Source organism: Synechocystis sp. PCC 7509 (assembly GCF_000332075.2).
GTDB lineage: Bacteria > Cyanobacteriota > Cyanobacteriia > Cyanobacteriales > Chroococcidiopsidaceae > Aliterella.
The window spans coordinates 2,417,088-2,437,687 of record NZ_ALVU02000001.1 but is presented as its reverse complement, the minus strand read 5'-3'; the positions used below and the strand labels follow the sequence as shown (position 1 = coordinate 2,437,687).

At 40.6% G+C, this 20,600-nt stretch carries 18 protein-coding genes and 2 tRNA genes; 9 read left to right on the top strand and 11 right to left on the bottom strand.

The window, feature by feature from the left end:
- Nucleotides 1–6 precede the first annotated feature (6 nt).
- From SYN7509_RS0212245 to SYN7509_RS27640, 5 genes are all read left to right on the top strand, one after another.
- On the top strand, nucleotides 7–1,611 hold the full coding sequence (locus SYN7509_RS0212245) for a TROVE domain-containing protein (protein ID WP_009632349.1): 1,605 nt from the start codon (nucleotides 7–9) through the stop codon (nucleotides 1,609–1,611).
- A gap of 274 nt (nucleotides 1,612–1,885) precedes the next feature.
- Nucleotides 1,886–2,056, top strand: a complete 171-nt coding sequence (locus tag SYN7509_RS30470; RefSeq protein ID WP_009632348.1) for a hypothetical protein — start codon at nucleotides 1,886–1,888, stop codon at nucleotides 2,054–2,056.
- A gap of 116 nt (nucleotides 2,057–2,172) precedes the next feature.
- Nucleotides 2,173–3,264 carry a redox-regulated ATPase YchF gene (gene ychF / locus SYN7509_RS0212235; protein WP_009632347.1) on the top strand — a complete coding sequence of 364 codons (1,092 nt, stop codon included), beginning with the start codon at nucleotides 2,173–2,175 and terminating at the stop codon, nucleotides 3,262–3,264.
- A gap of 130 nt (nucleotides 3,265–3,394) precedes the next feature.
- Nucleotides 3,395–4,591: a DarT ssDNA thymidine ADP-ribosyltransferase family protein gene (locus SYN7509_RS27645; RefSeq protein WP_009632346.1), complete on the top strand. Its 1,197-nt coding sequence runs from the start codon at nucleotides 3,395–3,397 to the stop codon at nucleotides 4,589–4,591.
- A 41-nt stretch (nucleotides 4,592–4,632) separates the two neighbouring features.
- The gene (locus SYN7509_RS27640; RefSeq protein WP_148297983.1) at nucleotides 4,633–6,489 is read left to right on the top strand and encodes a CHAT domain-containing protein; all 1,857 of its coding nucleotides are present in this window, start codon (nucleotides 4,633–4,635) and stop codon (nucleotides 6,487–6,489) included.
- A 10-nt stretch (nucleotides 6,490–6,499) separates the two neighbouring features.
- Here the strand turns inward: SYN7509_RS27640 and SYN7509_RS0212220 are convergent, their stop codons facing one another.
- From SYN7509_RS0212220 to SYN7509_RS0212185, 8 genes are all read right to left on the bottom strand, one after another.
- Nucleotides 6,500–7,645 carry a site-specific integrase gene (locus SYN7509_RS0212220; protein WP_009632344.1) on the bottom strand — a complete coding sequence of 382 codons (1,146 nt, stop codon included), beginning with the start codon at nucleotides 7,643–7,645 and terminating at the stop codon, nucleotides 6,500–6,502.
- 168 nt (nucleotides 7,646–7,813) lie between these two features.
- Nucleotides 7,814–7,885, bottom strand: a tRNA-Thr gene (locus tag SYN7509_RS0212215).
- 42 nt (nucleotides 7,886–7,927) lie between these two features.
- A tRNA-Tyr gene (locus tag SYN7509_RS0212210) sits at nucleotides 7,928–8,008 on the bottom strand.
- A 77-nt stretch (nucleotides 8,009–8,085) separates the two neighbouring features.
- The gene (locus SYN7509_RS0212205) at nucleotides 8,086–9,903 is read right to left on the bottom strand and encodes an ABC transporter ATP-binding protein (protein WP_009632343.1); all 1,818 of its coding nucleotides are present in this window, start codon (nucleotides 9,901–9,903) and stop codon (nucleotides 8,086–8,088) included.
- 118 nt (nucleotides 9,904–10,021) lie between these two features.
- Entirely contained in the window at nucleotides 10,022–10,714 is a 693-nt protein-coding gene (locus SYN7509_RS0212200) for a DUF6816 family protein (RefSeq protein ID WP_009632342.1), read from the bottom strand.
- Nucleotides 10,715–10,757: 43 nt separating this feature from the next.
- Complete coding sequence (locus SYN7509_RS0212195; RefSeq protein ID WP_009632341.1) at nucleotides 10,758–11,168, bottom strand: ChuX/HutX family heme-like substrate-binding protein; 411 nt, start codon at nucleotides 11,166–11,168, stop codon at nucleotides 10,758–10,760.
- A gap of 187 nt (nucleotides 11,169–11,355) precedes the next feature.
- Nucleotides 11,356–12,105, bottom strand: a complete 750-nt coding sequence (locus tag SYN7509_RS0212190; RefSeq protein ID WP_009632340.1) for an isoprenyl transferase — start codon at nucleotides 12,103–12,105, stop codon at nucleotides 11,356–11,358.
- Complete coding sequence (locus SYN7509_RS0212185) at nucleotides 12,102–13,055, bottom strand: hypothetical protein (RefSeq protein ID WP_009632339.1); 954 nt, start codon at nucleotides 13,053–13,055, stop codon at nucleotides 12,102–12,104. Before SYN7509_RS0212185 ends, SYN7509_RS0212190 begins: the two co-directional genes overlap by 4 nt.
- A gap of 191 nt (nucleotides 13,056–13,246) precedes the next feature.
- On the opposite strand from SYN7509_RS0212185, the gene SYN7509_RS0212180 reads away from it, so the two are divergent.
- Nucleotides 13,247–15,598, top strand: a complete 2,352-nt coding sequence (locus SYN7509_RS0212180) for a tetratricopeptide repeat protein (protein WP_009632338.1) — start codon at nucleotides 13,247–13,249, stop codon at nucleotides 15,596–15,598.
- Between the two features lie 37 nt (nucleotides 15,599–15,635).
- Here the strand turns inward: SYN7509_RS0212180 and SYN7509_RS0212175 are convergent, their stop codons facing one another.
- The 3 genes from SYN7509_RS0212175 to rpsP form a co-directional block, all read right to left on the bottom strand.
- Nucleotides 15,636–16,589, bottom strand: a complete 954-nt coding sequence (locus tag SYN7509_RS0212175; RefSeq protein WP_009632337.1) for a PhoH family protein — start codon at nucleotides 16,587–16,589, stop codon at nucleotides 15,636–15,638.
- 93 nt (nucleotides 16,590–16,682) lie between these two features.
- The gene (locus tag SYN7509_RS0212170; RefSeq protein WP_009632336.1) at nucleotides 16,683–17,063 is read right to left on the bottom strand and encodes a KH domain-containing protein; all 381 of its coding nucleotides are present in this window, start codon (nucleotides 17,061–17,063) and stop codon (nucleotides 16,683–16,685) included.
- 10 nt (nucleotides 17,064–17,073) lie between these two features.
- On the bottom strand, nucleotides 17,074–17,337 hold the full coding sequence (gene rpsP, locus SYN7509_RS0212165; RefSeq protein ID WP_009632335.1) for a 30S ribosomal protein S16: 264 nt from the start codon (nucleotides 17,335–17,337) through the stop codon (nucleotides 17,074–17,076).
- A 259-nt stretch (nucleotides 17,338–17,596) separates the two neighbouring features.
- Between rpsP and rppA the strand changes: the two genes are divergently transcribed.
- From rppA to SYN7509_RS30690, 3 genes are all read left to right on the top strand, one after another.
- Nucleotides 17,597–18,280 (top strand): two-component system response regulator RppA, encoded by a 684-nt coding sequence (gene rppA / locus SYN7509_RS0212160; protein ID WP_009632333.1) that lies wholly within the window; start codon nucleotides 17,597–17,599, stop codon nucleotides 18,278–18,280.
- Nucleotides 18,267–19,526, top strand: coding sequence for a sensor histidine kinase (locus SYN7509_RS0212155; RefSeq protein WP_009632332.1), 1,260 nt, complete (start codon nucleotides 18,267–18,269; stop codon nucleotides 19,524–19,526). Before rppA ends, SYN7509_RS0212155 begins: the two co-directional genes overlap by 14 nt.
- Nucleotides 19,527–19,757: 231 nt before the next feature.
- Nucleotides 19,758–20,585 carry a hypothetical protein gene (locus tag SYN7509_RS30690; RefSeq protein WP_009632331.1) on the top strand — a complete coding sequence of 276 codons (828 nt, stop codon included), beginning with the start codon at nucleotides 19,758–19,760 and terminating at the stop codon, nucleotides 20,583–20,585.
- The last annotated feature ends 15 nt before the right edge of the window (nucleotides 20,586–20,600 follow it).

Here is a 20,600-nt window from a genome sequence, read left to right as displayed (position 1 = left end):
AACAGAATGAATTACAACTTTTTTACTAAGAAAAAGTCGGGAACTCCCCAAAATCAAACTATTCCTGGACGGGAAGCAGAGATGATTAAAGGACGTTCTGGCGGCTATACTTTTGATGCTGGCATTTGGGGTATGTTGCGTCGCTGCTTGCTGATTGGGACGGCGACAAGCACCTACTACGCTGGAAAGAAAGAACTAACCGATGACTTTGCTAATGTATTGGTAAGTGCGATCGCCTCTGACCCCACCCGCGTAGCTAAAGAAATTGTCTATGCTAGTGATGGTCGCTCTATCAACAACAGCGCTCCTATTTTGGCTTTAGTGTTGCTCTCAATGGGCGAAAGCAAGGAAGCAAAGCAAGCATTTCAAGAAATATTTTCTACAGTTATCCGTACTGGTAGCCATTTTTATGAATGGTTGAGCTATACAAAGTCTATGCGCGGCTTTGGTAAAGTGGTGCGAGAATCGGGCAAAACTTGGCTATCGCGGGAAGATGTCAAAGGCTTGGCTTACCAGCTATTGAAGTATCAACAACGTCAAGGGTTTACTCACCGAGATGCTTTGCGATTATTTCACGTTAAACCACCAACAGAGGAACACCGCCAATTGTTTGAATGGGTAGTTAAAGGATGGGAAGAATTGCCTAAAGAGATTCCTAACCCCGCTCTTGCTCAAATTTGGTGGTACGAATGGCTAAAACGCAACCCCGAACAAACACATCAAGCTATTTCTCAAGGACACCTAACTCATGAAATGGCTGCTCCCGTAGGCAAAATGGACAAAGCCGCATGGCAATTACTGTTTGAAGAAATGCCCATTGGTGCAATGTTGCGTAACTTAGGTTCGTTAACTCAATTAGATGTATTGCGAACCGATGGAAAGGCTAACTTAAAGCGCCTGGAAGCAACGTTAAATAGTAAAGAGCATCTTCGTAAAGGACGCATCCACCCTATTGATGTCCTTAAAGCGCTAAAAACCTATAATTCTGGGGGAAAACTCGGACGCAGCCAAAAAACTTGGCAACCCGTACCTCGGATTGTAGACATTTTAGAAAAGGCGTTGGAAATGTCTTTTGAGGTTGTAGAACCCACAGGTAAAGTGTTTATGCACGCTGTAGATGTCTCCGGTTCGATGTCAGGCGTTGTAGTTGATTCCGTTGGTTTGAGTTGTTGCGAGATTGCGACAGCGATGGCTTTGGTGACAGCTAAGGCTGAGAAAAACTACGAAATTCGCGGTTTTGCTACCGACTTTCGTTATTTGGGAATTACCGCCAAAGATACGTTTAGTTCGGCGCTGAAGAAGTCTAGTAACCAAAACTTCGGTGGAACAGATGCGTCTGTTGCTTACGACTGGATGATTAAAAACAAGTTCAAAGCCGATGTAATTTGCTTTTGGACTGATTCGGAAAGTTGGGCGGGAAATAAGCATCCCTCGCAAGCTTTAGCGCAGTACCGTAAGAAAATCAACCCAGATATCAAAGCGGTGTATGTCACCCTTGCACCTTACCAATTAACTTTGGTAGATCCCACCGATCCTTTGTCTTGGGATATGGGAGGCTTCGATCCGGGAATCCCTCGCATTATTCAAATGGTTGCGAATGGTGAGCTATAGTCCTTTGTAGCGGGAAGTCCTCGTTCAATTTTTGCCTGATAGGACGAAGAATGTAGGGTTATCGAAATTCCCACATTTGGGGGTTTGCGGGTGTAAAACATTCGCTCCCGCTACTTTTATAATGCGATCGCACGGGCTAATTATGCCTGAGTCGCTAAAAACATCATTAGTTTTTAAACTTGTACAAATCTCAAGTCGTAACTATTTTGAAGGATGAAAATTTTGTCTAGACTACTTAACCTAAATTAAAGTCGAATAACTTGTTAGGTTAACTATGATTTATCCCAATCCTGGCCCCTTACCTGAACCAAATCCTCAGCCACCACTACCCGAACCTATACCATCCCCAGAACCCGTACCAAGTCCTATACCTCAACCAATCCCTTCCCCTGTCCCCGAAACCGTACCTGCGCCAATTCCCCAAACAATTCCTACACCAGTTTAGACCCAGTGCGATCGCCTTTCTGAGTTTTCGGCAAAGTGCGATCGCACCATCGTGCAAAATATATAGTAGCGTGTAGTTTTGATATCCTGGCAATAGTAAGCCTAAGAAAAAGTATCATGCTCAAAGCCGGAATTGTTGGACTACCTAACGTCGGAAAATCTACCTTATTTAACGCCTTGGTTGCCAATGCCAAGGCGGAAGCTGCCAACTTCCCATTCTGCACAATTGAACCAAACGTAGGGATTGCATCGGTTCCCGATGAGCGATTACAAGTTTTAGCTGACATTTCCAAGTCTGAGCAAATTGTCCCGACGCGGATAGAATTTGTAGATATTGCGGGTTTAGTTAAAGGTGCAAGTCAAAACGAAGGCTTAGGCAACAAATTTTTGTCTCATATTCGTGAAGTAGATGCGATCGTTCATGTAGTACGGTGTTTTGATAACGATGATATTATTCATGTCAGTGGTTCGGTAGATCCTGCTAGAGATATTGAAATTATCAATTTAGAATTGGGTTTAGCAGATTTAGACCAAATTGAACGTAAATGCGATCGCACTCGCAAGCAAGCCCGTGCAAATAAAGATGCTCAAGCAGAAGTATTAGTATTAGAAAAATTAATTACCGCTTTAAATGCAGGTAAACCAGCCCGTCAAGTGAACCTAGATGAAGAAGAATTAGCATCAATTAAAGATTTAGGATTGCTAACTAATAAACCAATTATTTATGCGGCAAATGTATCAGAAGAAGAACTAGCAACAGGCAATAAATGGGTTGAAGAAGTTAGAAAAATTGCCGCCCAAGAAAACGCTCAAGTTGTAATAGTTTCGGCACAAGTAGAAGCAGAACTCGTAGAATTACCTGCCGAAGATAGAGCAGATTTTCTCGCTTCATTAGGTGTAGAAGAAGGCGGTTTAAAATCGTTAATTCGGGCTACCTACGAGCTTTTAGGATTGCGCACTTATTTCACTGCCGGTCCAAAAGAGACTCGCGCCTGGACTATCCATGCCGGAATGTTTGCACCCCAAGCCGCCGGAGTAATTCATTCTGATTTTGAGCGCGGTTTTATTCGTGCGGAAACCGTAGCTTATAAAGATTTAGTAGCAAATAAATCGATGGGTGCAGCCAAAGAAAAAGGTTTAGTTCGCAGTGAAGGTAAAGAGTACGTTGTCCAAGAAGGCGATGTATTGCTATTTAGATTTAATGTTTAGCAAACAATTTCATTAACCTGATACATTGATAATCGCTGTTTGTTGACAAAGCAAAATGTTTAACAAGCAGCACTAAATTACAAATATATATTAAGTTTCAATACTAAAGGTAGAAAAAAGCTTGTTAAATATGAAACGCAAAAAAACTGTTGATAGCTTTTATTACATAACTCATAGTAGTAATCTTAAATCTATATTAGAAAGAGGAATCTTATCTCACACAAGTGTTGCTAAACAATTTACTCAAAGTAAAACTATATATGATAATCAAATAGTTTTAAATCGCAAAAATAAAACAACTCCAAATGGCAAAAGCTTATGGGACTTTACTAATTTCTATTTTCAGCCTCGAAATCCTATGTTGTATAGAGTATTACGAGAACATCCAAACAATGGAATTATTGTTTTGGCAATCAAGCCAAGCATATTAAATATTCAAGGCACTTTTATTACCACAGGTAATGCTGCAAATGAGTTAACAAACATTTTACCTGCTTCTAGCTATAAAGAAGTAGCTGCTCAAATTATCAAGGGTATAGATATTGAATGGTGGAATTCAGAGGATGGTTCAAAAAGAAAAATAATGGCTGAATGCTTAGTGCCGGAATCTGTCCCATCAAATTTAATTCAATCAATTTATGTTTCAAGTCAAAAAGCAAAACACAATATAGAAGAAACTTTAAATAGTTATGACAATGGAAATTTTAAACAATTGCCAGTTATCGTAGAGCCAGAAACATTCTTTTTGCCCCAAAAAAGCATCCGTTTTAAAAATGCACAAAATATTTCTTTTATTGAGGGAGATATGTTTTTTTCTAGGATGCAAACAATGACAATAAGTGTTAATTGTATTGGTGTTATGGGAAAAGGTCTTGCATCAACAGCTAAATATAGATTTCCCGATATGTATGTTTATTACCAAGACTTATGTCGTAATGGTACTTTAAAGATGGGAAGCCCTTATGTATATAAGCGTGAATCTTCAATATTTACCGAACTAGCAGAGGATACAAATTTAGAGGAAATCAGTGAAGAAACAGGGTTTTTATTATTTCCAACAAAACATCACTGGAGAAATAATTCTGATATTAATGGAATTGAACAAGGTCTACAATGGCTTCAAGAAAATTATAAAAAAGAAGGTATAAAATCTTTAGCAATGCCAGCATTAGGATGTGGACTAGGAAATTTAGATTGGCAGGATGTTTGTCCCCTAATGTGTGACTACCTGAAAAAACTTGATATTCATGTATCAATATATTGGCCTGCTAGTAGACCATTTCCAGAAGGACAATTTTATAATCAAGATTTACCTTCACGGAATTAACATACTGACGCGTATTATTTAATTGTCAACGAATAGGACGTGTGTATTATTCAGTTTTGCGATCGCTTCGGTTTACCATCAAAGCTAGGGTACTAGGTTTTTATATGCTGAAGTTGGGTAGGCTGAGTGCAGCAATATTGTTAATATTTGGAGGATTTGCACCACAAATTGCGATCGCCCAAAATCCCGAATACAAAGGCATTGCCTGGATACTAAAAAGACCAAACTTTGCTTATACTGGCGGACGCTGTGTAGTTAATGGCGCGTTTGAAGACATCCAACGTCCCCTTTATCAAAATGGAGGTATTTTGCGGGGTGGTATAGGGCAAAATGTTTCGCAATTTAGTATTCAAGATAGCTTACTTCAGGGGGAAGGATTTACAGTAAGCGATCGCACTTCCGGCGAACCTGACCAAGCTAATGCTGACCAAGTAGGCACAATTACAGATACTTTTAACGGTACTTTGCAATCAGATGGTGTATTTGCAGGTACAGTTACAACTACCTACTACCGCTCTGGCAACCAAATTTGTAAGCTTTCTGGCGCATTTACTTTAGTTCGACAAACCGCCGCCGACCCCAATCAACCTAGCAAAATAGCCTTCATCGATAGACCAACTTTTGAAAAGACCTTCCGCAGCGCTCCCACCGAGCAAGCGGCTACTTTATTTGACGAACAGCAATCAAAAACCACCGCTCAACAATTAGATTTACCACCGCCGAGAACCCCGACTTTAAGAGAAGTTTCTCAAGAGTTGTACAATATCTCCCAAAAAACTAAACAAAAACCCGCTTTAAGCTATTTTGTTACTCTCAAAGATCGGTTAGATTTAGTTCTCGTGCTACCGAGTAAAAATGCTACCCAAAATTCCGATCCTTTACCTGTGCGCCGCATTACTTTAAGAGCCAATGCCGAAGATATTAAGCTTTTAGCCCTAGAATTTCGCCAAGAAGTCACAAATCCCCGCAAAACTGGCACTACTAGCTATTTGCCTGCTGCCCAAAAACTGCATGAATTGTTAATTGCTCCATTGGAAGCTGAATTACAAGCAAATAAAGTCCAGACTCTAATTATCTCCGCCGACAATCATTTGCGCTCAATTCCGTTAGCCGCTCTCCACGATGGCAAGCAGTTTTTGATTGAAAAGTATAGTATTGCGCTCATTCCCAGTTTTGGTATGACTGATACGCGCTACAGCGATTTACGCTCCTCAACTTTATTGGCAATGGGGATTTCTAAAAGTACCCAGGAGCAAGTACCCTTACCCGCCGTAGCCGTAGAAATATCAGAAGTAGCTAAAAAACTATGGTCGCAGGGGATGGGATTTTTGGATGAAGAATTTACCCTTGATAAGCTTAAATCTCTAACTCAAGAGCAACGTTACGGCATTATTCATTTAGCTACTCATGCAGAATTTCAAAAAGGAGAGCAGAGTAAATCATTTATTCAATTTTGGGGCGAAAAACTATCTCTCGACAAACTGCGCCAGTACACCAGCGAATCAGGTTGGAACAAAAGCCCTACTATAGAAATGCTCGTACTAAGTGCTTGTAGAACAGCTTTAGGCGACGAACAAGCCGAGCTAGGTTTTGCGGGGTTAGCATTTCAAGCCGGGGTAAAAACTGTAATTGGCAGTCTTTGGTATGTCAGCGATACAGCATCATTGACTTTGATGAGCGAATTTTATTCTCAACTAAAAACTGCTCCTACTCGTAGCGAAGCCCTTAGACAAGCCCAACTTTCTTTGCTGCAAGGCAAAGTTAAACTAGAAGGCGATCGCATTTTATTATCTAATGGTCAAAGTGTCGTATTACCACCAAACCTAAACGGCACTAAACTTAATCTTACCCATCCTTATTTTTGGTCTGCTTATACTTTAGTCGGCAATTGGAACTAAACTTATTTAATTACAACTCAGGTACTGCAACTTTTCTAATCGTGCCTGCATAGCTTTCCATAATTACTTGAGGAGAATTACCAACCCAACGAGCAATTTGGGGAATGCTGACATCAGTTTCTAGTGCCATAGTTACGAAAGTGTGGCGCGTCTGATAGGGCTTGCGATATTCGATATTAAGCGAGGACATAATTGTTTTCCAAGCTCTATTTCTGAAATTGTGAATATCGATCCAGCTACCAGTAGGAGCAGGAAACACTAAGTCATCAGGATTTATATCTAAGCCTAGCCTCATGCTATTAAGCAATTCAAGCAACTGGGCATTAACAGGAAAAACCCGCTTACTTTGAGTTTTTAAACCTTGTTTTAGCATCAATCCTTTGGGGCTACGAACTACAGCTTGTTCAAAGCAGATAGATTTATTGCTAATATGCTTCCATTGCAAGGCTATAACTTCTGATGGTCTAGCCCCCGTGAGGAATAAAAATAACACGTAATTAGCATAATGATTATAGTAGGAATTAGCTTTAAAAGCTGCAACGATTGCATCTCTTTCTTCTTTACTAAATGGGTTAATGTCGTTATCTTCACTGTTAACTTTTTTAAGGTCAATTTTACTAGCTAAACCTTTAAAAGGATTATCGGTAATGAAATTATTTTTTACCCCCCAATCACAGCAAGCTGATAGCTCAACTACTAAGCGCTTGGCGCTGTGAGCAGGAATATTTGAAATAATCCAGTTAAATATCTCCTTGGATTTCTCTAGTGACTTATAAGGGCATTTTGCTAAATACTTTGTTTGTTGGTTACAAGTCATTAGCCAACTTTGGCTACGATTTGGTTGTTTAAAATCACGATGTTTCAACCATAAATTAGACAAGTCAATTTGTTGCTTAGGAATGAGATTTTCCACTACCGCCAAATGAGTTTGAGCTTTGTATTTAGTTAGTGTGGAATCAAAATTCTCGCTTAAAATGTCTAGCTCTATTTGGCGTATTTTCGCCTCTGCAATCTTACGATTAAGCTTAGTATCATCAACCCCTAAGCTCAAGTAGGTTTGCTTGCCATTAAAAAGCTTTCTAGGTAAGCGTAAGCGCAACCGACCTTGAAATACCTCTAAACCGACACTTCCGTGAGAACTTCTTATTGCTTCCATATTGACTATTAAACTCAACAGTTCTACCTTAGCACAAGATATTCATAGTCAATTCATAGTCAATTCATAGTCAATTAGAGCAAAAACAGTCATACCAAGCCGCTTATCTACGAGCTTAAGGTTTTTCTTTAAGCCTCAAAGCCTTCTGTAGCAAGTATTTTTGAGATAAGCCCGTGATGAGAGTTGAACTCATGACCTCTTCATTACCAATGAAGTGCTCTACCACTGAGCTACACGGGCAAAAAAAATATGATTTGCGTATGCAAACCATACTTTTAAAAATGGGCCGAGCTGGATTTGAACCAGCGTAGCTCTCGCAACGGATTTACAGTCCGTCTCCATTAACCACTCGGACATCGACCCATGCGATCCACGATTTATAATCATAGCACGGTATTTTTGAAATAGTACAAGAATTATAAAAATATCTTGCCGCTCTATTAACTCAAAAGTTCTCCCGTTTCTTGCAAAGCGTGTAAGCGGTGATAAATACCTTGATGACGCAATAACTGAGCATGAGTACCAACTTCAGCAATTTTACCGCGATCTAAAACAACAATCTTATCTGCCTCTCGCACGGTACTAAGACGGTGAGCAATGATAATTGTAGTGCGCGTACCCAAAATAGAGCGCATAGCCAACTGTATCGAGCGCTCAGACTCGTAATCTAAGCTAGAAGTCGCCTCGTCAAAAATTAAGATGTCGGGATTAACGAGTAGACTCCGCGCGATTCCTAATCTTTGCCTTTGTCCTCCCGATAACCTTACGCCGCGTTCGCCAACAACGGTGTAATATCCTTGGGGTAACTGTTCAATAACTTCGTCAACTCTAGCGATTCTACAGGCTTCTTGGACTTGCTCAAAACTAGCAGTGCGATCGCCATAGGTAAGATTATCAAGCAAAGTACCGTTAAAAACATCTACTTCCTGATGCACGATCGCTAATCTGCGGCGGTAATTGGCAACATCTAGGTTACGGATATTTTGACCATCTATTAATATTTGACCGCTATTTGGCTCAAAATAACGAAATAGTAGCTTTACTAAAGTAGATTTACCCGAACCGGAGCGACCAACTAAAGCTACGGTTTGATTGGGTTCAATTAGTAGATTAATGTTTTGTAAAACCGGTGTTTCCGCATCGTAGCCAAAACTAACATTAGCTAATTCTAATTTGCCAGTAAATCGATATTCTTTATCGCCTTTAGATGGAACAATTAAACTCGCTGCATCAACTCCTGTTGGTTGCTGCATAAATTCATGAAATCGTAGCATTGAAGCATAACGACGCGCAAAAATTTCTGCCAAATTGTTAATTGGCTCCATCTCTGCATAAGCCATGCTAGAAATAGTGAAAGTAGTTACAAAATGACCAAGGGAAATTTGACCCCGGAAAGTAGCAACCAAAGTTAAACCTAGCACTACAAACACGCAAAACTGAATAATTGTTTTTTGCCAAGTAGATAGCTTGATGTATCCGAAATGAATCCGGTAATCAACTATTTTAAATTCCCTATCTAGGCGCTGGCGTTGGCGTTTGAGTTCTAATGCTTCCGTTGCAAATGCCTTAACTGTTTTGATATTGGTAACAATTTCTGAAGTCCGGCTTTGAGTATTTTCCATATACTTATCTAAGTGCCGTTCTTGTTCCATTAACTGCTTCAAGTCTCTTAGACTAATACTGAGAATGACGATAAATGAAACCAGAAATAATAAAGCAATTCGCCATTCGATAAACAAAATCATGATAAAAATCCCCAAAACTCGAAATAGCTTGGGTATTAATTGTCCAGCGATTTCTGGATAAGTCCAAGTATGATTTTCTAAACCTCTAGCAATGCGTCCGGCAATCCGTCCGGGGTTATTTTCATCATAAAATTCTAATGGTAAAGTTAGGATCTTTTCTACAGTTTTCAGCGCTTGATTTTGACGACTTCGCAAAGCAATGTCCCAATGAAACCACCAAGTAGTCCAAACTTGAATCGGCGCTTTAATTACTGTCACAATAAAAATTATGCCTAATAAAAACCCTACGCTTAGTAGCTGATTTTGCGGTAATTGAGTGATTTGTGCTAAAAATGCGATCGCATTTTCTACAGGCTTATCTAATGACTGACGCGATAACACATTTAAAATCTGTCCGATAGCGTAAGGTACAACCAAATCGACAACTTCAAAGATACTAGATGCCGTAATACTAAAGATGGCGATCGCATGATAAGGCTTGTAGTAATTAACAATATCTTTAAATGTCGCCATGATTTTCAAGCCGACACTTTGAGCGCGGCTACATTTGTAATTTATATACTACAAAAGTAACACAAGAAGTCTTTAGCAGCAAGCAAAATCCTAAACTAAAGCAGCCAAAATAAACATCTCACTGCGGAGAGACATCAAGGTGCAAAAACTCCAGACGGTAGCGATACAAAGTCACAGGTTGAGAATTGGCTTTAAAATAATCAGGATCTTGAGGAGAAAGATAAACCGCCGTAACTTGATCGGCTTCAATAGTTGAATTAGCTAGATATTGATAAGCCGTAGTGCTTTCAACCTCATTGAAATAAGGTTGCGAACCGCCTTTAAACAATTGCTGAAACACCTCAGCCGTAATAAACTTGTTATTTTGTAACGATTCTGTAGCGCGTCCAGTAACGGAAGATAGGAGAGTGCGATCGCTTTTTAACAAAGTAATTTGTTTATTAGGAGAAGTTGGATCGGTTTTAACAGCAATAACAGAGCGACCTAGATAAGCCTTTGCTAGGTTCAAACCATTAAAAGCGCGATCGGCAACCAAATTTTGCTTTGCATCCCGTACAAAGCGCACTGTAAAGCTTACAGGTACATTTAAACTGCGGCGATTGCTTTCAAAACCTGGCGTAACTAGATCGGGAGCTAAAGGCGCGGCTACATCTACTAAGGTACTCGTTACATTCCAAGTACCCGCCATCCAATCGGGATAAATCAGATCCCCCGAAGCCGCTTGTACTGTTAGCTTTTGCCAACGCGGAAAACCAGCAAGGCTACTTTCTAATTGTCCAGCTTGCGCCGCACCACCCAAAAAAAACACCACTAAAACCAAGCACCAAAAGCCTTTCAATTCCCTCTACGCCTCGTTATAGTTCGCCTACAGGTTCTGGTGTCCAAACTTCGCCATACTGCGCTTTAAGAGCCTGCCAAGCCTCAACCTGTCCATCTTCGTACTCCCCCGGCTTCCCCCATTGCAAAAACAGACTTAGCGCTGATTTTCCTTCCTTATCCAATAGCCGAATCGCGTAGGTAGTAAAATTCCCTCGCTTTGCTTCTCCCGTCTCAAACTTCACTTGGACGATTTCATCCATATTCAAATGAAATTCAAACCCTTCAGTGTGCATATTTGCATACTTACCCTTGGGCAATTCGGCATAAAAAAGCTTCTGAATCTTTCCTCGCGCTTCCAACACCGCCGCGCTGCTGGTGACAATTAGCCGCAGCGTAGAGAGGGTTTCACAGGATTCTAGAAATTCTTTCAAAGTGTTGGAGGTCATAAGTAATTAGAAAAGAGAATTAATAAAGAGAAGTCGCGTTTTGCTGAAAATTGCTAACTTTACTATCCTACTCCCATGTCTTGAAAAGCTCTGCGGAAGGAAACCTTCCCCACAGACTTTTCGCTGTCACAAACTACAATAGCTCGTGGCATCAATAGAGCCGAATTGCCAGTAGAGAAACCGCTAACTAAGCAGAAACCGCTATTTTACCAAAACGGCGATCGCGCTTTTGGTAGTCTAACAACGCCTGATAAAAAGCATTGCGATCAAAATCGGGAAAAAGAATATTGGTAAAATACATTTCTGTATAAGCCAATTGCCAGAGTAAAAAATTGCTTAGTCGCATCTCGCCGCTAGTACGAATTAGCAAGTCTGGATCGGGAGTGTTTGCCGTGTAAAGGTGTTGAGAAATTAAACTTTCGCTAATTTCCTCAAGCTTCAGCTTTCCTTGTTGAACTTTAGTTGCTATTTGATGACAAACTCTAGTTATTTCATTACGGCTACCATAATTAACGGCAACATTAAAGTAGATTTCTTGATTTTGCGCGGTTTCTTTTTGCGATCGCTCGATCTGGTTTTGCAAAGACTCAGGTAAAGCTGACAAATCCCCAATAAACGATACCCTGACCCCTTCTTGGTGCATTTGGGCTAATTCTCGCTTGAGCAATTTTTCAAATAGCATCAGCAAAAAATCTACTTCTGCAAATGGTCGTCGCCAGTTCTCTGTTGAGAAAGCATAAACAGTCAGCGCCTTAATTCCCCAATCTTTACAACAACGCAACAGTTCTTTGAGCGCTCTTGCACCTTGGCGATGTCCCGCAACGCGCGGTAATCCTTTTTTGGTAGCCCATCGCCCGTTACCATCCATAATTATCGCTACGTGCGGAGGTAAGAGTTGGGGGTTTAAATCACTTGGTAATTTTGAAAGATCGATCATAAAATTTGTGGTTCTTGAGTAGTTAAGGGTTCGCCAAATAGTTCTTGCAAGTATTCTGGAGTTAGGCTTTTACTCCAACTCCAAAGATGGTTAAGAATATAAATGCAGGTGAAAGTAAAAGTTGCTCGATTGGTCAAAGACCAGTGTTGCCAGTTCAACACCTCGCTCATGCGGCTTAGAGTTCCAAGCAAACTACTACGGCTTTTGCTATAAATAGGGCGCTGTTTTATCAATGTGCGTCCAATTTTCAGCAGTGAGTTGTCAGGGAATGCCCAAACTCCAAATCCCCAAAACTTGGTCATGTGGTTCATTTCGTCTTTGACTAATTCTTCTAGAACCATTTGCAATTGCCCCGTTGTATGCGCCACCAGCCAGAGATAAAGACAGGTTGCACCGTATTCAGTGGCGACGCGGTGCAGTCCATGAATATAAAGGTCTGTGTAATAATCTCCCGAAGGTTGATATTGTCTAACAGCACGGACATTAGGAGTTACTTTTTTGCCTGTTAGCTGGGTGTAGATTTTAATTAAAGCTGGAGTATGTTGGCGTTCCTCTTTTTCCCACAACCCAATCTCTACTAAAGAGCCATTTTCGACAATTCCGCCGACAAAACGTGCTAGTTGGGGGTGCAAAGTGTTTAAATACTGTCTGCTTGTTTGCGTATAGCCGCGAATTGGTGCTTCTGTGTCTATTGAGCCTAAAATAATTGATAGAAACACCTCTGGGTTAATGCCAACAATTTGATCGAGGTTGATAGACTGCCAATCGATTCCTTGCCAAGGACGCGGTTGGGGATGATTAAATTGAAGGGGTAAATCTTGTAAGCGATCGCCTAGTTCTTCTTTTGCTAGATAATGCTTAACTAAAAACTTAACGCGCTCTTGAATTTGCCCATAATTTTGACCTGCTAAATCTGTTGTAGATAGATGGAATTGCAGCGTGTCTATCATATTTTTTTAATTGCTTGCCTCTATGCTTTAAAGCTAAGAGAAACTAAAAGCATTTGTCAGTCGGTAGAAGTCGGGAGTTTTTTCGGCTCAAAGGTCGGAAAAGTCGGAAATAAGTTTAATCGCAAAATCAACATTAGTTGCCTCTTAGGAGTAACAAGTTATACTTGAATTTAATTCATACATAGCTAAGTATGGACGCTGAAGCAGCATTGATATGGGTAGATAGTTTAGTTTTAACGAAGACTGGGGAACGCCTTTCACAACTGCAACGAACTATTCTTCAGCAAGTTTGGCAGGGACGAAAATATTTAGAAATTGCCGAATACTACGGCTACACCGAAGGGCATATCAAAGATATTAGCTCCGAGTTGTGGAAATTGCTCTCAAGAGAATTGGGAGAAAAAATTACCAAAATCAGCTTTCGCAGTGTCGTAGAAAGATATTTGCACTCCTTTGATCGCCCAGTAACCCATCAAATCCAGCCCAAAAGTAATAATTTCATTGGACGCGCTGAGGCGATCGCCCATCTCAATAATTTAAGCGATCGCGGCAACAAAGCGATCGTTATTCAAGGTGAAGGCGGTTTAGGCAAAACAACTTTAGCTCAACAATATCTACATCAAGGCTTTGAGGTTGTTTTAGAGCTTTTGATGGCAAAGGAGACGCAAAACATTACTTCGGCGGAACGAGTAGTAGAAGAATGGCTAAAGCAAGATTTACAACAGGAGTCTGGCGTTGAATTTGGCGTTAACTTAGCACGACTTAAAAAGCAACTGCAAACTCGGAAAATTGGCATCTTAATCGATAACTTAGAACCAGCTTTAGATCGCCAAGGACAGTTTATTTCCCCGCACCGCAGCTATGTAGACCTATTGCGAGTTTTGACGGATTCTAGAGTACAAGCTACGGTGCTAATTACCAGCCGTGATCGCCTCTGCGAACCTAGCATTAATATTGAACACTATCGCTTGCCGAGTTTAACTCAAGAATCTTGGCAGCAGTTTTTTAGTATTCAGGGAACTAATATCGATCTTGCGACTTTACAAAAAATCCATGCTGCTTATGGTGGCAATGCTAAAGCAATGGGTATACTGTGCGGTACGATTCAAGCTGATTTTGCTGGGGATGCGATCGCCTATTGGCAAGAAAACCACGAAGACTTATTAATTCCAACAGATTTAAAAAATTTAGTCTCAAGTCAAGTCAACCGCCTAAAAAGCATCGATCCGCAAGCTTATCGCTTATTTTGCCGTTTGGGGTGCTATCGCTATCAAGATGTGGCAAAAATCCCTATTCAAGGAGTTTTAGCTTTGCTTTGGGATGTACCAACTTTTGAGCAAAGACAGATTATTAACTCTTTACGCAATCGCTCTTTGTTGGAATGCGATCGCAATGAATATTACTTGCACCCAGTAATTCGCGCTGAAGCGATTTCTCAATTGCGAACTAGCGATGAGTGGGTAACTGTAAATCACAAAGCCGCAGAATTTTGGACAAATAGCATCGAGACTATTGAGACGATTAAAGATGGCTTGCAAGCATTGGAAGCTTACTATCACTACATCGCTGTTGCTGATTTTAACAAAGCCGCTAAGGTAATTTTAAAAACTAGAAATAATCAATGGCGACAGTATTTACCTTTGGGTAGCACTTTGTATCGCTTGGGTTTGCTGCAACCCGTGTTAGCTGCCATTACGGGAGTAATTAATAGAATTTCCGGCGATCGCCATCTCAGCGAAATGTACAACATTTTGGGCGATCTTTACTGGATTGTCGGCAACATTCATCAAGCTATCGATTGCCAAGAAAAAGCGATTACTTTAGCAACCCAAAATTTAACATCTCTGGCTTTGCCTCCTAGTCAACATACTATTTATTGCTTAAAAATGATTGAGATTGATTCTCTATTAAGCATTGGTTTATACAAAATAGATTTATGGGAATTAACCGCCGCCGCAGACTTATTTCAGAATGCGATCGCTCTTGCTAAAGATACTCCTCATCATCGTTGGGCAGAAAAAGCAACTGTTTGTTTGGCATTGATAAATTCTTATTTAGGTTGTAGCAAAAAATCTTGTTTTTTATTAGAGCCTATTTACCAAGCTATTTTAACTAAAGAAGTACCAGAATATACAGGCAGATTTGCTTATTTTCTTCAATTAATCGGTCAAACCTACGTTAATTTGAAAGAATTTGAAAAAGCAGATGAGATGTATCATCGAGCCTTATTTTTTGCTCAAGAAAGTCATTATACACAAGTACAAGCAAAAACCCTTAACGCTTTAGCAGAAATAAACAGGCGAAAAAAATTATTTGTAATAGCCATTCAGCAACATTTAGAAGCAATAACTTTGTTGGAAAGTATTGGGGCAAAATGCGACTTAGCAGAAGCTTACTTTCAATTAGGATTGACTTATAAAAAAATGAATAAGCAAGATGAAAGTATTACAAACTTCAACCAGGCAATTCAACTATTCACAAATATGCAAGCCCCAAAACAAGTTGAAAAGGTGCTAAAGGAAAAGATTAAAATTCTTGAGTAAACCTTTACACCTTCAATTACGCAAATAATTAAAATCGTTATTTCTCGTAGTGTTCGTAAGCAGCAACAATTCTTTGTACCAAAGGGTGACGGACAACATCTTTTTGAGAAAATTCGCAAAAAGCAATACCTTCCACATTTTGCAGAATTTTTAAAGATACAGCTAATCCTGACTGTTGATTTAAAGGTAAATCCGTCTGCGTCATATCCCCCGTTACTACCATCCGCGAACGATAACCCAAACGAGTCAGCACCATTTTCATTTGAGAAGGTGTAGTATTTTGGGCTTCGTCTACAATTATAAAAGCATTGTTGAGAGTGCGACCGCGCATATAAGCTAAAGGAGCTACTTCAATTACGCCGCGCTCCATCAAACTTGGGACTTTCTCAGGATCGATAAATTCATTAATCGCATCGTAAAGCGGACGCAGATAAGGATTAACTTTTTGCTGCAAGTCTCCTGGCAAAAAGCCGAGTTTTTCCCCTGCTTCTACCGCCGGACGAGTTAAAATTATGCGATCGTACTTGTTGGCTAAAAGTGCTTGCATGGCAACAACTACAGCGAGAAAGGTTTTACCCGTACCCGCAGGCCCGGAGCAAAAAATTAAATCGTTGTGATTAAGAGCGCGAATATATTGCCTTTGCCGAAAAGTTTTAGCGCGGATTTCTTCACCCTTACGGGTTTTAGCTACAACATCTCGCTGCAAATCTTGCAATTCCGCTTGGCGCTCGGTATCCAAAGCTTGCCTAGCAGTCAAAATATCTGCTTGTGAAATACTTTTGCCTTTAATCCATAAGTATTCAAGACTCCGCACCAATTTACAACTTAGTTCAACTTGCGGCTGGGTTCCCGAAATATACAATTCTTGCCCGTGCAGTACCAGCAACGCTCCGGTTTGCCTAGCGATCGCTTTGAGATTTTCTTCGCGTTCTCCCGATAAGGCGATCGCACTTTCAACGCTCGGCAGTTGAATCGTCGATGCTTCTGCCATAAATATTTTTATGATAAAGATTGTAATTGCTACTAAGCCAAAAGGTTTTTGGCAGTTAGCTTGCAACGCCTAAAAATGCAAGCTAACCGTTAATTAACTGTCACCATCCAAATTTAAGCGAGGACGAAGCTTAATTGCGGGCTTGGGGGCGCTTTCGCGCTGCGGTTCTCTAGCTCTTGGGGAATTTTCTCGCTCTCCAATTTCTCCCTCGAAGGAGTTAGAGGGAGAGCTACCATAAACATCTAAGTAGGCTGAATGACCAGCACAGGCTGCCGCCGCCGCTACTAATGTCTTAATTGCTTGAATATTGCGCCCGCCACGACCAAAAACTCGCCCTTTGTCTTCTCCTTCAAAAGCGATGCGAATCCAAACTCTGGCGGCATTTTCGGAAGTTTCGCAATCGATACTTATTGAGGCAGTAGATTCTAAAAATGGCTCAATGAGAAAGCGCACTAAGCCAGGATAATCGGGCATTTTTGTTGAGTTATTGTTGAGAAGTTGAGGCACTGATTTGTTCAAAAACATTAGCTTTGCGTAAAATACTACGCACGGTTTCCGATGGTTGAGCGCCTTGAGAGAGTCTACGAATAATTCCCGGAACGTCTAATTTTACTTCATCGGTGCGGGGATTATAAAAGCCTAGTTCTTCTAGAGGACGACCATCGCGGCGATCGCGACTATTGATTGCTACTATCCGGTAACTTGCTTCGCGTTTTTTTCCAAAGCGCTTTAATCGCAGTTTGACCATGTTCGGGGTGATTTTAGGGGTATTATTTTGATGAACTTCCTATTTTACCACTTCTTTAAAAAATTCATCTGCACTTTTTCCGGTCGATTGCTGCACTCATAGAAAACATATTTTTTAGTCATCGCCCGAAAGTAATAACAATTTGCATTGGCGATCGCGGCATTCTCAATTATTTCTTGAGGATTCTTACTACTGGAAGACGTACAAATGGCTTTAGCTTTTCTAGCATAAAAATTAGAAAATAGTGAAGTCGGTCAGCATGAGAATCTTACTCGTAGAAGATGACCCCGCCCAATTAGAACCAATCCAGACAGTTTTATTGCAATCTGGACATATTGTAGACGGGCTGGAAGATGGAGAAACGGCGCAATGGCTGCTATCTCAAAAAGAATACGATTTGCTGATTTTAGACTGGATGTTGCCTAATATTAGCGGTTTGAGCTTGTGTCGTCAGTATCGAAGTTTAGGGAAAACTGCACCCGTACTTATGCTCACTGCTAAAGATACTACTACAGATAAAGTTACTGGTTTAGATGCGGGTGCGGATGATTATTTAGTTAAACCTACCGATTTAATCGAACTTTTAGCGCGGGTAAGAGCGTTAGGGAGGCGATCGCCTGTTTTACAAGCAGATATGCTTACAGTAGGTAAATTGCGCCTAAACTTGAATACTCTTACTGTAGAGCGGGACATAAATAAGGTACAACTTACAGCGCGGGAGTTTCAGTTACTAGAATATTTTTTTCGTCATCCAGGACAAGTTTTAAGCCGCAATCGCATTGAAGACGCTCTATGGGAATGGGGTACAGAGCCGGAAAGCAATGCAGTAACTACTTTAGTTAAAAGGTTGCGCCAACGTCTGCAATCGTTAGATGCTACCGATTGGATTGAGACTATTTACGGGATGGGTTATCGCTTCCAAACTCCTCATGTTCAATCGTAGCCGTCAAAACTTAGCTTGTTGGTTTACTCTGTCTATGGGCAGCATTGTAATTATTTTTGCCTCCTTAATTTATTACATTGAAGCTGTAGACCAACTAGAAACCACCGATCGCTTACTCTACAAAAAAGCTAGAATCATGGCCGCTAGTGTCAAGCAGCAATTTTATAAAAATCAAAAACAGGTAAATTTAGAAAATGTCCCGTTGTTGGGTAATAATCCCGAACCCTTGGATAGTTCGATAACTTATGCGCGGTGGTATAACGAGAGAGGATTTATAGTCCAGTTTTTCGGTACTGCTCCCCCAGAAAAGTTAGAAAAAATCTTAGAATTTAAAACAATTAAGCCAACAAAAAATCGTCATGATTGGGTACGTGAGGTAACGCTACCCGTTCGTCAAGATAAATTATTAATCGGTTACGTTCAAGTTGGTATCGCCTTTACATCGGTTCGAGAAGCTTTAAATCAGTTGCGAATAGTTCTAACAGTGGTAGTGCTGGGAACTTTAGGGGCGATCGCCCTTGTCGGTTGGGTTTTGGGGGGACTTGCAATGCAACCAATTCGTCAATCTTACGACCAATTGCAGCGCTTTGCGGCGGATGCTTCTCACGAGTTGCGTAATCCTTTAGCCGCAATCATTAGTAATGCTCAAGTGGGGTTGCTTGCGCCTCCGGGAGATGATTCTCAGCAAAGACGGTTTGAAAAAATTGTTGAGGCGGCTAAGTTGATGAGTATGCTTGTCACTCAATTGTTATTTTTGGCGCGTCATGAAGGAAAATTGCCCCCAGAAACTTTGTCCAACGTAGATTTAAGGGCTGTATTAGCGGAAGTTGCCGATAAATTTCCATCTCCAAAGCTAAATTTTATTAGCGACTTCCCACCGCAACCAGTAAAAATAACAGCCGATGCAAACTTGATTCGTCAAGCAGTCATGAATTTGCTTAATAATGCTTGCAAGTATACCGATGATGGCGGTACGGTGCAGCTAAAACTATCGATTCAAGCCCATCAAGGATTGATTCAAGTTATCGATAGTGGGGTAGGCATTTCCTCGGAACATTTGCCGCATATTTTTCAACGATTTTATCGCGTGAAGGGGGAACGTAGCAAGGCTAGTGGCGGTTTTGGCTTGGGACTTGCGATCGCCGAGCAAATTGTTAAAGCTCATCACGGGCAAATTAGTGTTGTTAGTAAAGTCGGGCTTGGTTCTACTTTTCAAATCAAATTGCCCCTTAGTTCCAAATTTTAAGTTTTTGTCACTTTGTGGTCACATTTGTTGATCACTATAAAAGTAACAGATTAAATAATTACTATTTTTAATCTATTACTTTTAAGGCTCTATCTTTTAACGGCTGTCGCTACTGTTATATTGCAATTTTACCTCTATCTTTAGAAGTAAATCGCAACAGAAAGCAATGAAGCCAAAAAAATTATTGCCCTTAATCTTTTGTTAGTTTATCAGTAAGGAGTTGCGATCGCTATGAGTCTAAAAAAGGTTTATTTGTTAATTGGTATGACCACCGCCTCTATATTTTTAAGTGGGATTGCAGCCCAAGCTCAAACTACAGAATCACCAGAACGAAATACATTAATAATTGCCGAAAATACAGAGGAAATTAAACCAAGTTTTGAGAGCAAAGATGCCGATTATAATTTTATGGCTCAACTTTCTGCACCCCAAAACGATACTACACAAACAGCACCCTTAGATGACACTATACCGAGCGATACTACACAAACAGCACCCTTAGATAATACTGTACCAAGCGATAGTACGCCGACAGCACCGTCAACTCAAACACCACCGAGCGATTATACGCCAACAACACCGTCAACTCAAACACCGCCCTCTGATGGTAGTAATCCACCTTTTGGCGGTGTTAATCCTGGTAGAGCAACTCGCTCTGGTTCTAGTTATATTGGGGTTGGTGGAAACATTGGGATTGGCGGTGACACAGGTATAGGAGAAGGTTCTTTTAGTGTCCTAAGCAAAGTTGGTTTAACACGAAACTTGTCAGTACGACCTTCAGTTTTATTTGGTGATAATGTATCGGTTTTGTTGCCTGTAACCGTCGATTTTCCTGCCGAAAATTTGGAAATAACTAGATTTAGTGTCGCTCCTTATATTGGCGGTGGCGCAGTAATTTCTACAGGCGATGATACTGAGGTAGGTGTACTACTAACAGGTGGTATAGATGTACCTATAAACTCCCAATTTACAGCAACAGCCGGAGTGAATGTCGGGTTTGTTGATGAAACAGATGTAGGGGTAATACTTGGCGTTGGCTATAACTTTTCAGGACTGTAATTAGAGTAAAAACTG